Origin of the sequence: Sphingobacterium thalpophilum, from assembly GCF_901482695.1 — a bacterium.
Taxonomy (GTDB): Bacteria; Bacteroidota; Bacteroidia; order Sphingobacteriales; family Sphingobacteriaceae; genus Sphingobacterium; species Sphingobacterium thalpophilum.
Genome location: NZ_LR590484.1, coordinates 973,154 through 985,375, shown reverse-complemented (window position 1 = coordinate 985,375; position 12,222 = coordinate 973,154). Strand labels below are relative to the sequence as shown.

The 12,222-nt window shown below is 43.9% G+C and carries 14 protein-coding genes; 11 read left to right on the top strand and 3 right to left on the bottom strand.

The genetic code is table 11. The annotated features are described in order from the left end of the window. Positions 1 to 138 precede the first annotated feature (138 nt). Positions 139 to 699 carry a hypothetical protein gene (locus tag FGL37_RS04230; protein WP_138096670.1) on the bottom strand — a complete coding sequence of 187 codons (561 nt, stop codon included), beginning with the start codon at positions 697 to 699 and terminating at the stop codon, positions 139 to 141. A 123-nt stretch (positions 700 to 822) separates the two neighbouring features. Next, positions 823 to 1,611, bottom strand: coding sequence for an SAM hydrolase/SAM-dependent halogenase family protein (locus FGL37_RS04225; protein ID WP_028072457.1), 789 nt, complete (start codon positions 1,609 to 1,611; stop codon positions 823 to 825). Positions 1,612 to 1,966: 355 nt separating this feature from the next. On the opposite strand from FGL37_RS04225, the gene FGL37_RS04220 reads away from it, so the two are divergent. The 11 genes from FGL37_RS04220 to FGL37_RS04170 all read left to right on the top strand — a co-directional run bounded on the left by FGL37_RS04220 (position 1,967) and on the right by FGL37_RS04170 (position 11,692). Next, complete coding sequence (locus FGL37_RS04220; RefSeq protein WP_028072458.1) at positions 1,967 to 2,932, top strand: PhoH family protein; 966 nt, start codon at positions 1,967 to 1,969, stop codon at positions 2,930 to 2,932. 43 nt (positions 2,933 to 2,975) lie between these two features. Beyond that, positions 2,976 to 3,926: a phosphoribosylaminoimidazolesuccinocarboxamide synthase gene (locus FGL37_RS04215; RefSeq protein ID WP_028072459.1), complete on the top strand. Its 951-nt coding sequence runs from the start codon at positions 2,976 to 2,978 to the stop codon at positions 3,924 to 3,926. A 33-nt stretch (positions 3,927 to 3,959) separates the two neighbouring features. Next, complete coding sequence (locus FGL37_RS04210; protein ID WP_028072460.1) at positions 3,960 to 4,340, top strand: STAS domain-containing protein; 381 nt, start codon at positions 3,960 to 3,962, stop codon at positions 4,338 to 4,340. A 1-nt stretch (position 4,341) separates the two neighbouring features. After that, a complete protein-coding gene (locus FGL37_RS04205) occupies positions 4,342 to 5,253 on the top strand; it encodes a ribonuclease Z (protein WP_028072461.1) in 912 nt (303 codons plus the stop codon). A gap of 150 nt (positions 5,254 to 5,403) precedes the next feature. Then, positions 5,404 to 6,462, top strand: a complete 1,059-nt coding sequence (hisC, locus tag FGL37_RS04200) for a histidinol-phosphate transaminase (RefSeq protein WP_028072462.1) — start codon at positions 5,404 to 5,406, stop codon at positions 6,460 to 6,462. Positions 6,463 to 6,466: 4 nt separating this feature from the next. Continuing rightward, positions 6,467 to 7,606, top strand: a complete 1,140-nt coding sequence (gene hisB, locus FGL37_RS04195; protein WP_028072463.1) for a bifunctional histidinol-phosphatase/imidazoleglycerol-phosphate dehydratase HisB — start codon at positions 6,467 to 6,469, stop codon at positions 7,604 to 7,606. A gap of 182 nt (positions 7,607 to 7,788) precedes the next feature. After that, positions 7,789 to 8,388 carry an imidazole glycerol phosphate synthase subunit HisH gene (gene hisH, locus FGL37_RS04190; RefSeq protein WP_028072464.1) on the top strand — a complete coding sequence of 200 codons (600 nt, stop codon included), beginning with the start codon at positions 7,789 to 7,791 and terminating at the stop codon, positions 8,386 to 8,388. A 12-nt stretch (positions 8,389 to 8,400) separates the two neighbouring features. After that, positions 8,401 to 9,153, top strand: coding sequence for a 1-(5-phosphoribosyl)-5-[(5-phosphoribosylamino)methylideneamino]imidazole-4-carboxamide isomerase (locus FGL37_RS04185; protein ID WP_028072465.1), 753 nt, complete (start codon positions 8,401 to 8,403; stop codon positions 9,151 to 9,153). Between the two features lies 1 nt (position 9,154). Beyond that, entirely contained in the window at positions 9,155 to 9,907 is a 753-nt protein-coding gene (gene hisF, locus FGL37_RS04180; RefSeq protein ID WP_028072466.1) for an imidazole glycerol phosphate synthase subunit HisF, read from the top strand. Positions 9,908 to 9,943: 36 nt separating this feature from the next. Further along, on the top strand, positions 9,944 to 10,528 hold the full coding sequence (gene hisIE, locus FGL37_RS04175) for a bifunctional phosphoribosyl-AMP cyclohydrolase/phosphoribosyl-ATP diphosphatase HisIE (RefSeq protein WP_028072467.1): 585 nt from the start codon (positions 9,944 to 9,946) through the stop codon (positions 10,526 to 10,528). A gap of 258 nt (positions 10,529 to 10,786) precedes the next feature. Continuing rightward, positions 10,787 to 11,692, top strand: a complete 906-nt coding sequence (locus FGL37_RS04170; protein WP_037534730.1) for a WD40 repeat domain-containing protein — start codon at positions 10,787 to 10,789, stop codon at positions 11,690 to 11,692. On the opposite strand, the gene msrC is transcribed toward FGL37_RS04170, so the two are convergent. Then, positions 11,689 to 12,162 (bottom strand): free L-methionine (R)-S-oxide reductase MsrC, encoded by a 474-nt coding sequence (msrC, locus tag FGL37_RS04165; RefSeq protein ID WP_028072469.1) that lies wholly within the window; start codon positions 12,160 to 12,162, stop codon positions 11,689 to 11,691. The genes FGL37_RS04170 and msrC overlap by 4 nt on opposite strands. Positions 12,163 to 12,222: the final 60 nt, after the last annotated feature.

Below are 12,222 nucleotides of genomic sequence, written 5' to 3'. Positions count from 1 at the left end.
CTACTTCAAATTTTGTTGCGAGGACAAATGTAGCGAGATTAAAAATATTTTGCTATCATACTTCGGTCAATTTTTTACCCCATTCCATTTTTGACAGAAAGTAGGGCCGAGGATACGCATTAAAGGCGAAAGGCGACGCTAGGAGACTCCGGACACGCCATTATCTTTTGACATCAGCTTCCGTTTATTACTGCGGTACAGCAAAAAGCCTAAAATAAGGATTGCGGCAAGGGATACATATCCCCAGATAAGACCCAACGGGGACCCTTCGGTCTGGTCTGCTTGCTGGCGCAGCTTGTCATTCTCCCGCTGGAGCTTGTTTATGGTACCAATGTAAGCTGAGACCTGTTTATCGTAATCTGTGGCCAGTTGCTGATATTTGTCTTTTTCAAAGTCTTTGATTTTAAGTAGCTTCTGCGTTTCCAAAAAGATGTTGTTATCCGTGATGACAATATCTTTGAGGATATCAATGCTCTTCTGCATATCTCCTTTGGACTTGAATAAGCCAAACAGCCCCGATTTCTGGGTAAGGCTGCTGTCATAGGCGCCAAATTTTTGCTGGCGGGCATCAAGCAGGTCGTTGACGCGCTTGCGCTGCACCTCAAAAGCACTGGAATCTGCATTTTCCTGTGCAGCGACGGGCATAAGACAGCAGCATACGTATGCCAATACAAGAAGGATTTTTGAGAATTTCATCATGACTTCAACGATCAATTTAAATTAATATTACGCGAGTAGCCCAAGTGTTGGATTACGGTGTCCTTTCGCCATTTCGGATGTCTGTCTGAAACATAAACAGCTGACCTTGGTAAAAGTTGGGAATTAATCTTTAAATTCTATGCGGATGACGTTGGAGTCATCGTCGTGGAGGCCTAAAAGCTGGCTTGCGTTTCCCTTATTGATGGCAATTTCCAGGTAGTTGCTTATCCCAAACAAACACAATTTTTCACCTTCCCCGACTTCATTATAATGCCAGGACAGATTGGTGATTGTTTCATTTCGTTTAAAGTACAAGACGAAGTTACGGCCTTTTTGTACTTTATTGAAGAGGTCTTTGGAAATATTGGTAATGGCATTGCCAAACGAATCGACGTAGATGACATTGCCTCTGATCATGTCCTTGTCGAAGATGGGCTGCAAAGTTACTTTTTCAATCAGTTGATGGATGGGGGTGCCCACATCTTTCAATTTTCCTCCTTTTGCAATATGGCAAGCCGACTTGGAAAGGATGTCGGCCAGGGGAAAATGTAGGTATCTCAGATCCTGCATTAAATTAAGCTCGTATAATTCCTGCGGATCATTTCCGTTTAACAACAAGCTGAAGATACCATTGTCTGCACCGACGAAATAATGATCATTGTATTTCATGCCGATATATTTGGATTCTTCATGGAATAAAGTGTTGATGCCAATAATATGTACGGTGCCCTTGGGGAAATAATGATAAGCATTGCCGAGGACAAAAGCTGCCCGGGGAATGTTGAATGCGGGGATTTCATGTGTGATGTCAACAATATTAACGTCAGACAACTGCGATAAAAGACTCCCTTTTAACGCCGCCTGGTAAAAATCCTTATGTCCGAGATCTGTTGTTAACGTAATTACTGCCATTCCCTTTCGCCTATTTTTTCGCTCAAAATCTAATCAAATAGAGAGCAAAATTACTATTTATCAGCTGATTTGTAAAGCTAATCGAAGAACTTATTTTGAATATATTTTTTTTCGGTTGATATCCACAAACATAGCGCATATCTATGATGTAAAGAAATCTTTTGTGGACTCTTATAAGTGCTTTAAAATAGAGGCGATTCGCGGACAAATGCAAAAAGAAAGTTTGTTTTTCTTTTTGTAAAAATCTCTCGGCGGTGGCATGTTTTCTCAATAGAATACGTTAATTTTGAATAGTATTATGCAGAGGAGCTTTTGTGTGATCGCTACAATCTAAAGAATTCTAAATAGATAAAATTTGAACGAATTACTAATTGCATTAGATGGTCTGAATTTACCCATACTATGGGGGGCAGACAATGAGCACTTTGATTATTTAAAGAAGCAGTTCCCAAAACTGAGAATTGTTGCTCGAGGAAACGAAATGAAGGTGTTGGGCGATGCGAAGGAGCTGGAGCTGTTCGAGCAGTCATTTAAGGCAGTCATGGCTCACCTGGAAAAATATAACAACATCACGCTGCTGGATTTTGAAAATCTCCTTGGCGCGAGTGCCGGTTCCGCGGCGCAGCAGGAGAAGGAGCTCTCAGCACAGCATGCTGCGTTTGGTTCGGAGCCCATTGTCTACGGTCCAAACGGCCTGATCGTACGTGCGCGGACACCTAATCAGCGTAAAATGGTGGACAGTATTTCCAAAAATGATATCTTATTTGCGATCGGTCCGGCAGGTACAGGAAAAACCTATACAGCGGTAGCTTTGGCTGTTAGAGCATTACGGAACAAAGAAATTAAGCGGATAATTCTGACCAGGCCTGCTGTGGAAGCGGGAGAGAACTTAGGATTCCTGCCCGGTGACCTCAAAGAGAAAGTCGACCCGTACTTACGTCCGCTTTACGATGCACTCGACGATATGATTCCTGCCGAGAAATTAAAAGGCTATCTGGAAAACCGTACGATAGAAGTCGCGCCTTTGGCATTTATGCGCGGTCGTACACTGGACAATTGCTTTGTCATTTTGGATGAAGCTCAAAATGCCACAGATATGCAGCTCAAGATGTTTTTGACACGTATGGGGCCGACAGCAAAATTTATTGTCACGGGGGACATGACACAAGTCGATTTACCTAAAAAAAATCAATCTGGTTTGTCAACGGCCATACGCTTGTTGGACAATATTGAAGGAATAGACATTATTCATCTCAGTGGAGGCGATGTGGTGCGGCATAAATTAGTACGCCGGATACTGGAAGCCTACGGCGATATTTAACCGCCGATGCATCATTTAATTATTTTTTGAATTTACTTTGAACATGAACGCTATAAAAGAAACAAATTTCAATTTCGACAATCAAACCGCATTTTATAGAGGGAAAGTACGGGACGTGTATACGATTGCCGATACGTATCTGGCGATGGTCGCTTCGGACCGTATATCTGCGTTTGACGTGGTACTGCCGCGTCCGATCCCCTATAAGGGGCAGGTGCTGAATCAGATTGCTGCCAAATTTTTAAAGGCTACGGCCGATATTATTCCCAATTGGGTGGTGTCGGTGCCAGACCCAAGTGTGACCATCGGTCAGATGTGCGAGCCGTTTAAAGTAGAGATGGTGATCCGTGGTTATCTCTCGGGGCATGCATGGCGCGAATATGCTGCCGGCAAACGCGAAGTCTGCGGTGAAGCCCTTCCCGAAGGACTAAAAGAGAATGATAAATTACCTGCGCCGATCATCACACCAACGACAAAGGCTGCAGTAGGGCATGACGAAGATATCTCGCGGGAAGACATCCTCAAAAAAGGAATTGTCAGTGAGGAGGACTATATACAATTGGAAAAATATACCAAAGCTTTGTTTCAGCGGGGTACCGAAATCGCTGCGCAAAGGGGATTAATACTGGTAGATACAAAATATGAGTTTGGAAAAAAAGACGGTCAGATCGTACTGATCGACGAGATCCATACCCCCGATTCATCCCGGTATTTTTATGCTGAGGGCTATCAGGAACGTCAGGAGAAAGGGGAGCCACAGAAGCAGCTGTCCAAAGAATTTGTTCGTAAATGGTTGATTGAAAATGGGTTTCAGGGTAAAGACGGGCAGGTGATACCTGAGATGACAGACGAAATTGTTGCGTCCATCTCTGAACGTTATATCGAGCTCTATGAGCATATTGTCGGTGAAAAATTTGTTTATCCGGATCAGGAGGATGTGCTTGAACGTGTAGAAAGAAATGTGACAAAGGCTTTAAAAGAGCTAAATTATTAGTACATTGTATCCTCAAACAAAGGAGACAGACTTATGAAGTATACTATTGATAAACACGATCGCTATATTGTCATAGAGCCTCATGTGGAAGTGATAGACGCGGAGAACGCCGCGAAGCTTAAAGGAGAGTTTTTGTTGCGCAATACGATAGGGCAGCGCAATATTGTGTTGGACATGATCCATGTCCAAAAGACAGATGAAGTAGGTATCCGTTTGGGGATATTGGCACATCGTTTATGTCAGTCGGTTGGTGGTATATTTATTTTGGTTAATCTCTGCCCCGCGCTGATGGATATGGTCCGCGTGTCCCATCTCGACAAGTCGCTTAAGATCGCAGCTTCGCTCAAGGTTGCTGAAGATCTGATCTTTGCGCACGAACTGGAATCCGAATATCGGGGGGCAATCGAGGATTAATATGAAGTTTGAAGTTCTGATTTTAGGAAATAGTTCGGCGACACCCATGTTTGATCGCCATCCAACTAGCCAGGTGCTGAACTTTAATGAACAGTTGTTTTTAATTGACTGCGGAGAAGGAACCCAGATGCAACTCAGCAGGTACGGTATTAAAAGCAATCGAATAGGACATATTTTTATCAGTCATTTACATGGGGATCATTATCTGGGCCTGGTGGGGCTGCTTTCATCGATGCACCTCGTCGGACGCAAGAGTGATCTCCATTTATATGGACCGGCAGCTTTGAAGGAAATCTTGGATATCCAGTTCCTGCATTCGGAAACGGTATTGCGCTATAATTTGGTTTTTCATGCGATTTCACCGGATACACCGGGCGTAATTTTCGAAAACAGAACGCTCAGAGTAAGCACCTTTCCATTAAAACATCGCATTGCCTGTACAGGATTTCGATTTGATGAGGGACCGCGTGCCCGCACTTTGCTGGGCGATGTGGTGCAAGCCCTGCAGATTCCAACAGTTTATTATCCTGCAATAAAAAAAGGGATGGATTATGTGGACGAAAACGGTAAGGTCTATAAAGCGGATGAGTTGAGCCTGCCGGCGCCGAAATCCCGGAGCTATGTTTATTGTTCGGATACTGTACGTACACCGGAGTATCTTCCTTATATCCAAGGAGCTGATTTAATCTACCATGAGTCAACATTTTTGCATGATATGGCGGACCGGGCGAAGGAGACGTTCCACACCACAGCGCTTGAGGCCGGAGAGATTGCGCTAGAAACACAGGCAAAAAAACTACTACTGGGCCATTATTCTGCCCGCTATCGCGATTTAAATCCACTATTGGAAGAAGCGCGTTCGGTATTTCCGCGTGCCGAACTGTCGGTCGAAGGTAGGTGGTTTACTGTCTAGCTTCTGCCTCATGTACTCTGCTAACGCTGGCGTGCTCTCCTGGCGAACATTACAGCGATCCAGCCGGAAATAAGCCACTACGAATAAAATGTTTATTGTATTGGATTTAATAAACAATTTATCTAAGTTTACGGCTCTAATTTTTTTATAATGGATAATCCATTCAACTTAAACAACCTATTACGGGAAAACATTAAGAAGCTCGTACCTTATTCGTCCGCGAGAGATGAATTTAAAGGAGAAGCGTCCATATTGATCGACGCCAATGAAAACCCTTTTGGATCCCCGCTAAACCATGATTACAACCGCTATCCCGACCCCCTCCAGCATCAAGTTAAAGCCAAACTCTCCAAAATAAAGGGTGTTCCGGCCGAAAATATTTTCCTGGGCAACGGTAGTGATGAGGCAATAGATATTTTATACCGTGCATTTTGTACACCGGGGTTGGACAATGTGATCTTAGTGCCACCGACCTATGGAATGTATGAAGTGTCCGCGAATATCAATGATGTAGCCTTCAAGAAAGTAAATTTAACAGCAGATTATCAACTGGATCTTGATGGTATCGCTGCCGCAATCGATGCACATACCAAACTGATCTTTCTCTGTTCGCCAAATAATCCTACTGGGAATTCCATTCGCCGTCAGGATATTGAAACGCTTTTGAATAATTTTCACGGAATTGTGGTCGTCGATGAAGCTTATATAAATTTTTCGGCGGTGCGATCGTTCACCCAAGAGCTAGCCGAATATCCCAATCTGGTGGTATTACAGACCTTATCCAAAGCATGGGGGCTGGCGGCATTGCGCCTAGGGATGGCGTTTGCCAGTAAAGAGATTATCGCTGTTTACAATAAAATTAAACCGCCATATAATATCAATCAGGCGACACAGGATATTGTACTGGAAGCCTTGGATAACGTAGAGCAGGTCAACGACTGGATTAAAGAGACTGTCGCTGAGCGCGAAAAATTGGTGCGCGAATTGCTTGAACTGGACTATGTACATCATATCACCCCATCAGATGCCAATTTTATTCTCGTCAAAATGAGTGAACCGCGGGCAGTCTACGACTACCTGGTTCAGCACGGTATCATTGTGCGGGACCGTTCCAAAGTCGAACTCTGTGAAGGTTGTTTGCGGATTACCGTGGGCACGCCCACCGAAAATCAAATATTGTTGGAAAAACTTAATCAAATCAATAAATAATACTATGCCTGATAACTTAAAACGTGTACTGTTTATCGACCGTGACGGGACATTAATTCTGGAGCCAGAGGATGAGCAGATCGACTCCTTTTCCAAATTGAAGTTTTATCCGGGTGCTTTACAGTATCTGCCACGCATTGCAAAGGAACTAGATTTTGAATTGATCTTGGTGTCCAACCAAGATGGTTTAGGTACTCCTTCCCATCCGGAGGAAAACTTCTGGCCTGTGCATCGTTTTGTGATTGATACGTTTGCGGGAGAAGGTGTAGTATTTGCGAAGGAACATATAGACAAGACTTTTCCGCATGAGAATGCGGAGACGCGTAAGCCGGGGATTGGCATGCTTGGTGAGTATTTTGACCGTTCAGCATATGATTTAAGCCAGTCATTTGTCATTGGAGACCGGGTAAATGATGTGAAGTTAGCGCAGAATCTTGGTGCTAAAGCCATCTGGTTACGTGCCAACGATCAGTTGGGGGCGTTGGAGAACGTAGCTATTGATCCTGCTGTGGTCGCCTTGGAGACGACTGACTGGAAGGCTGTTTACGAATTCCTCAAACTCGGTACACGCACAGGAGAGCATCATCGGAAGACAAATGAGACGGATATTTTTATTCAGTTAAATTTGGATGGCTCGGGCAAATCGGATATCGATACTGGCCTGCCTTTTTTTGACCATATGCTGGACCAGCTGGCGAGACATGGCGCTCTTGATCTGACCATAAAAGCCAAAGGCGATCTTCACATCGATGAGCATCACACCATCGAAGATACGGGAATTGCCCTCGGAGAGGTGTTTTTAAAGGTATTGGGAGACAAACGTGGTATTGAACGCTATGCCTATACGTTGCCCATGGACGATTGTCTGGCGCAAGTGGCGCTCGATTTTGGTGGACGTAACTGGATTGTCTGGGATGCTGCGTTCAAACGTGAAAAGATCGGAGATATGCCTACAGAAATGTTTTTCCATTTTTTTAAGTCGTTTTCCGACGCGTCGCGCTCAAACCTCAACATCAAGGCAGAAGGTGAAAATGAACACCATAAAATAGAGGCGATTTTTAAAGCTTTTGCCAAATCCATAAAAAAAGCTGTGCGGCGGGACGCAGATCATATGCAATTGCCGAGCACAAAAGGAGTTCTCTAATTAAGGAATAATGTTATCGGCGTTACGGCGGTGACTAGTAGGAGGGTAAATCTCTTGTGCTCCCACTAAACATTTATGCAGATACTCTTGTTAGAAAGTTATAACGTAAAAATGGTGGGAGACTTTGGGTCGTCCTGGTGATAAAGGTTAAATGTAGGAAGCTATATTAGCGGTACTAAAAGATGATAGGAATTATAAATTACGGTGCTGGGAATATTTTTTCTTTGACGGCTGCGTTAGATCGTGTAGGGCTTGCTTACGGCATGATCAACAAAGCGGAGGAAATCGATCTGTATGATCGCATTATTATTCCTGGCGTAGGTCATGCCGGGGCTGCAATGCAGAAACTGCAGGAATCAGGGCTTGTGCCTTCTATAAAAAAATTACGTAAGCCTGTGCTTGGAATCTGTGTTGGCATGCAGTTGCTAACAGCATTTTCAGAGGAGGGCAATGCGGAGATGATGCAACTATTTCCGCTGAAAACGTTACATTTCAATTCCAGCCTCGCGGGCAAGGTTCCCCATATGGGCTGGAATAGTGTTTCGATATCCGCAGATAATCCTTTATTTGCGAATATTGAAGATCAGACTTATTTTTATTTTGTGCATTCGTATTATATAGAATTCGATGCGGGATATACCGCTGCTCAATGTGATTACGGGGTGCCGTTTTCGGCAGCGATCGCTAAAGATAATTTCTTTGGGGTACAGTTTCACCCGGAAAAGTCGGGTAAAGCGGGCGAGCAGTTGCTGCTCAATTTTTCAACTATTCAAATTGACTAAAAATATTCGATTATGTATATCATTCCAGCAATTGACGTTTTGGACAAAAAAGTGGTCCGTTTAAGAGAGGGTAACTATAATGAGGTTACGACTTACGATATCAGTCTAGAGGCTCAGATAGAAAACTATCACGCTAATGGTACCGAATTGGTGCATATCATAGATTTGAATGGTGCGAAAGGCGACTTTAGCAATCAAGGCTACCTGTTTGATATTATTCAAAAGACTGATATGAAAATCCAATACGGAGGCGGTGTCAGGAGTATCGACAAAGTAAAAGAACTAGTCGATGCAGGTATCTACCGTGTTATTGTCGGTACACAGGCCATTACGAACCCTACCTTTTTGGAGGAGCTCGCCACACTGAATGAGGGAAAAGTGAAATATGCTGACCATATTGTGATCGCTATCGACGTACTCGATGAGGTCATCAAATATTCGGGATGGCTCGAAAGCTCACCGATAAAATTGATCGAATATATTGACAAATGTCTGGCGCTGGGCTTTTTCAGATTCTTGTGTACAGACATCAGTAAAGATGGAAAGTTAGGTGGTGCGGGGGTAGAATTGTACCAAAAGCTACTGAATCATTCACCTATCATTAAGTTAATTGCTTCAGGCGGTATCAGTTCCATGGATGATATTAAAAAACTTCAGGAACTGGGGGGCATTGAGTCTGTTGTGGTTGGAAAAGCCATTTATGAAAATAGGATTTCCATAGATGAGGTCAAGGACTGGAACCTTAAATCGTTAATCAGATTTTAACATGCTTGCAAAACGGATAATTCCTTGTCTGGATGTGAAAGATGGACGTACGGTCAAAGGAGTCAACTTTGTGGACCTGCGCGATGCTGGGGATCCGGTGGAGCTCGCCTATGCGTATTCACAGCAGGGAGCCGACGAACTGGTGTTTTTGGATATTACAGCCACGCATGAGGGACGCAAGACCACGATTGATCTGGTGAAGGCCGTGGCACGTCAAGTAAATATTCCATTTACCATCGGGGGTGGCATCAATGAAATCAAAGACGCGGACATCTTATTGAATGCGGGGGCAGATAAAATTTCTATTAATTCGGCTGCGGTACGCAACCCCGGATTGATCAATCAGATGGCAAATGCGTTTGGTGCCCAGTTTGTTGTGGTTGCTGTAGATACACGCTCTATTGAAGGGCAAGATTTTGTTCATCTAAGTGGTGGACGTATCAAAACGGACCTAAATACGGTGGACTGGATTCGGGAAGCACAGGAGCGTGGCGCAGGAGAGATACTACTCACCTCAATGGATCACGATGGAACAAAAAATGGTTTTGATAACCAGTTTTTACGGACAGTCAATGATCAGATCCATATCCCACTGATTGCCTCCGGCGGCGCCGGAGCACAACAGCATTTTGTTGATGTATTTCAACAGGCCAAAGTGGATGCAGCTTTAGCGGCTTCGGTATTCCACTATGGGGAAATATTAATTCCAGATCTCAAGCAGACTTTACGCAATAACGGTATTGTCGTGAGATAAGGGAAATATAGGTAAAAAATAAAAATTACGCATAACATGTTAGATTTTGCAAAAGGTGACGGACTTGTTCCGGTGATTGTGCAGGACGCCCAGACCTTAGAAGTACTGATGCTCGGCTATATGAATGAGGAGGCATGGCAAAAGACACAGGCAGAAAAGCGAGTGACCTTTTTCTCCCGAAGCAAGAATCGTCTCTGGACAAAAGGCGAAGAGAGCGGAAACTTTTTAAATGTGAAGAGTATTCATGTGGATTGCGATCAGGATACGGTGCTGATCAAAGCCGAACCCATGGGGCCGACTTGTCACACAGGAAGCCGTAGCTGTTTCGGTACCGAATTTAATCAGAATTTTTTGTTGGAACTTGAGCGCATCGTAAACCAGCGATTCGAACACCCGTCGGACGAATCGTACGTCAACCGTCTGCGTACACGCGGGATCAACAAGATTGCGCAAAAAGTGGGGGAAGAAGCAGTCGAGACAGTTATTGCCGCCCTAACGGAAACGGATAAGGATTTTATCAATGAAACTTCAGACCTATTATTCCACCTGATCGTATTGTTGCGTGAGAAAGGATTTTCGCTGGAGACAATAGCGAAAAATCTTGAAAGCAGACACCAATAACGCACTCTTACCGGCAAGAAAGTGCTATACGCCGCAGTCTCTTCCACATTGGATAAAAAATAACAGGCGTAAGGCTTTAAGTTGATATGACAAAATAATCTGAGAAGTGCAGTATATTTGTAGTTATACTGCACTTCTTATTTGCTGCGCAACGCTTTATTTGCCTTGGAGGCAGTTCTAATTATACACTCTTGTGGCGGGAGAAACAGATGCAAAACAGTCATGCAGCAGCAGTATGCAGGTTTGTGGATTATTATTATGGATATTAAATTAAGAGCGACATTACCGGGACACCAGAATCCAATTTTTTCAGTCGAAAAAGGATATTACCCGAATACATTCTTTACAGCAGGAAATGATAAAGGAGTCGTGGAATGGGATGTCGACAAAAATAGTTTTAAACGTATTCTTTGTGCAGTCAGTTCGTCCGTTTATGCGCTGAAGTTAATTCCGGACACATCCATTCTAGCCATCGGCTTACGGGAGGGAAAGCTGCTTTTTGTCGATGTGCAGGAGCAGAAGCTTGTCGCGAGTTTACAGCTTGGCAAAAAGGCGATTTTCGCGATCACTGTTATCCGGCATAAAAATGAGCTTTTGGCAGTGGGCGAAGAGGGCCGGCTTTATGTGATTGACCTGCATACCTATACGCCGATTTATGACTGTGAGCTTTCTCAGACCACGATACGAAGCATCGCTGTAGATGCGGATGAAAATAAAGTGGCATTGGGAGATAAAGACGGTTGGGTTTACCTGTTGGATGCACAGGATTTTCAGTTGCTGGATCGCGTACAATTACATCGCATGCCCGCGACCTCTTTGGCCTTTCTGCAGGATAAACTGCTGAGCGGTGGACGTGATGCACAGCTGGTCATTTCGGATATAGCACAGTTACACAATAATTTTTCTTTTGTACCCCATCTGTTTACGGTATATGGTATATATCCGCATCCTTATCAACCATTTTTTGCTACAGTAAGCCGTGATAAATCAGTTAAATTTTGGTCTGCTACCGATTTTGCGCTATTGAGAAATATGAGCAGGGATAAGATGCAGGATGGCCATCATCTGTCGGTCAATGCAGGTGCTTGGTCGGACGATGGCCATTATTTTTTTAGTGCTGGCGATGACAAACTCGTGAAAATCTGGGAAATTAATGCGGACTAAGGCTCCAGCAGCTGCAGTATTTGTGTCAGGTACTTTTCGTCAATTTCATCGAAACTGTTCAGTTCGCTACTGTCCACATCCAGCACGCCTATAATTTTTCCTTGTTGATATACAGGCAACACAATTTCAGACCGCGATAAGGAACTGCAGGCGATATGTCCCGGGAATTGGTCCACATCAGGTACGATCAGCGATTTCTCCTGTGCCCAGGCACTGCCACAGACACCTTTTCCCTTTTTTATGCGGGTACAGGCGACAGGCCCCTGGAAAGGACCGAGTACCAGTTCCTCTGCATCCACAAGATAAAAGCCCACCCAGAAGAAATGAAACTGTTCCTTTAAAGCGGCAGCGATATTTGCAAGATTGGCAATCAGGTTATTTTCTCCTAATACTAATCCTCCGATCTGTGGGATTAAATTTTGATATTGTTCTTCCTTACTGCCTTGAGCAATACGTAGGTCTTCAGCCATAAAAATCGTTTAAATTGAGAACTGTGCTATAAAAAAGCGCTAATAGCTGTCAAAGTTAAC

What these genes read in the sequence shown, in the direction of transcription:
- FGL37_RS04230 (WP_138096670.1), bottom strand. Translation starts at nt 699, where the DNA reads ATGATGAAATTCTCAAAAATCCTTCTTGTATTGGCATACGTATGCTGC.
- FGL37_RS04225 (WP_028072457.1), bottom strand. Translation starts at nt 1,611, where the DNA reads ATGGCAGTAATTACGTTAACAACAGATCTCGGACATAAGGATTTTTAC.
- FGL37_RS04215 (WP_028072459.1), top strand. Translation starts at nt 2,976, where the DNA reads ATGAACGCTATAAAAGAAACAAATTTCAATTTCGACAATCAAACCGCA.
- FGL37_RS04210 (WP_028072460.1), top strand. Translation starts at nt 3,960, where the DNA reads ATGAAGTATACTATTGATAAACACGATCGCTATATTGTCATAGAGCCT.
- FGL37_RS04205 (WP_028072461.1), top strand. Translation starts at nt 4,342, where the DNA reads ATGAAGTTTGAAGTTCTGATTTTAGGAAATAGTTCGGCGACACCCATG.
- hisC (WP_028072462.1), top strand. Translation starts at nt 5,404, where the DNA reads ATGGATAATCCATTCAACTTAAACAACCTATTACGGGAAAACATTAAG.
- hisB (WP_028072463.1), top strand. Translation starts at nt 6,467, where the DNA reads ATGCCTGATAACTTAAAACGTGTACTGTTTATCGACCGTGACGGGACA.
- hisH (WP_028072464.1), top strand. Translation starts at nt 7,789, where the DNA reads ATGATAGGAATTATAAATTACGGTGCTGGGAATATTTTTTCTTTGACG.
- FGL37_RS04185 (WP_028072465.1), top strand. Translation starts at nt 8,401, where the DNA reads ATGTATATCATTCCAGCAATTGACGTTTTGGACAAAAAAGTGGTCCGT.
- hisF (WP_028072466.1), top strand. Translation starts at nt 9,155, where the DNA reads ATGCTTGCAAAACGGATAATTCCTTGTCTGGATGTGAAAGATGGACGT.
- hisIE (WP_028072467.1), top strand. Translation starts at nt 9,944, where the DNA reads ATGTTAGATTTTGCAAAAGGTGACGGACTTGTTCCGGTGATTGTGCAG.
- FGL37_RS04170 (WP_037534730.1), top strand. Translation starts at nt 10,787, where the DNA reads ATGGATATTAAATTAAGAGCGACATTACCGGGACACCAGAATCCAATT.
- msrC (WP_028072469.1), bottom strand. Translation starts at nt 12,162, where the DNA reads ATGGCTGAAGACCTACGTATTGCTCAAGGCAGTAAGGAAGAACAATAT.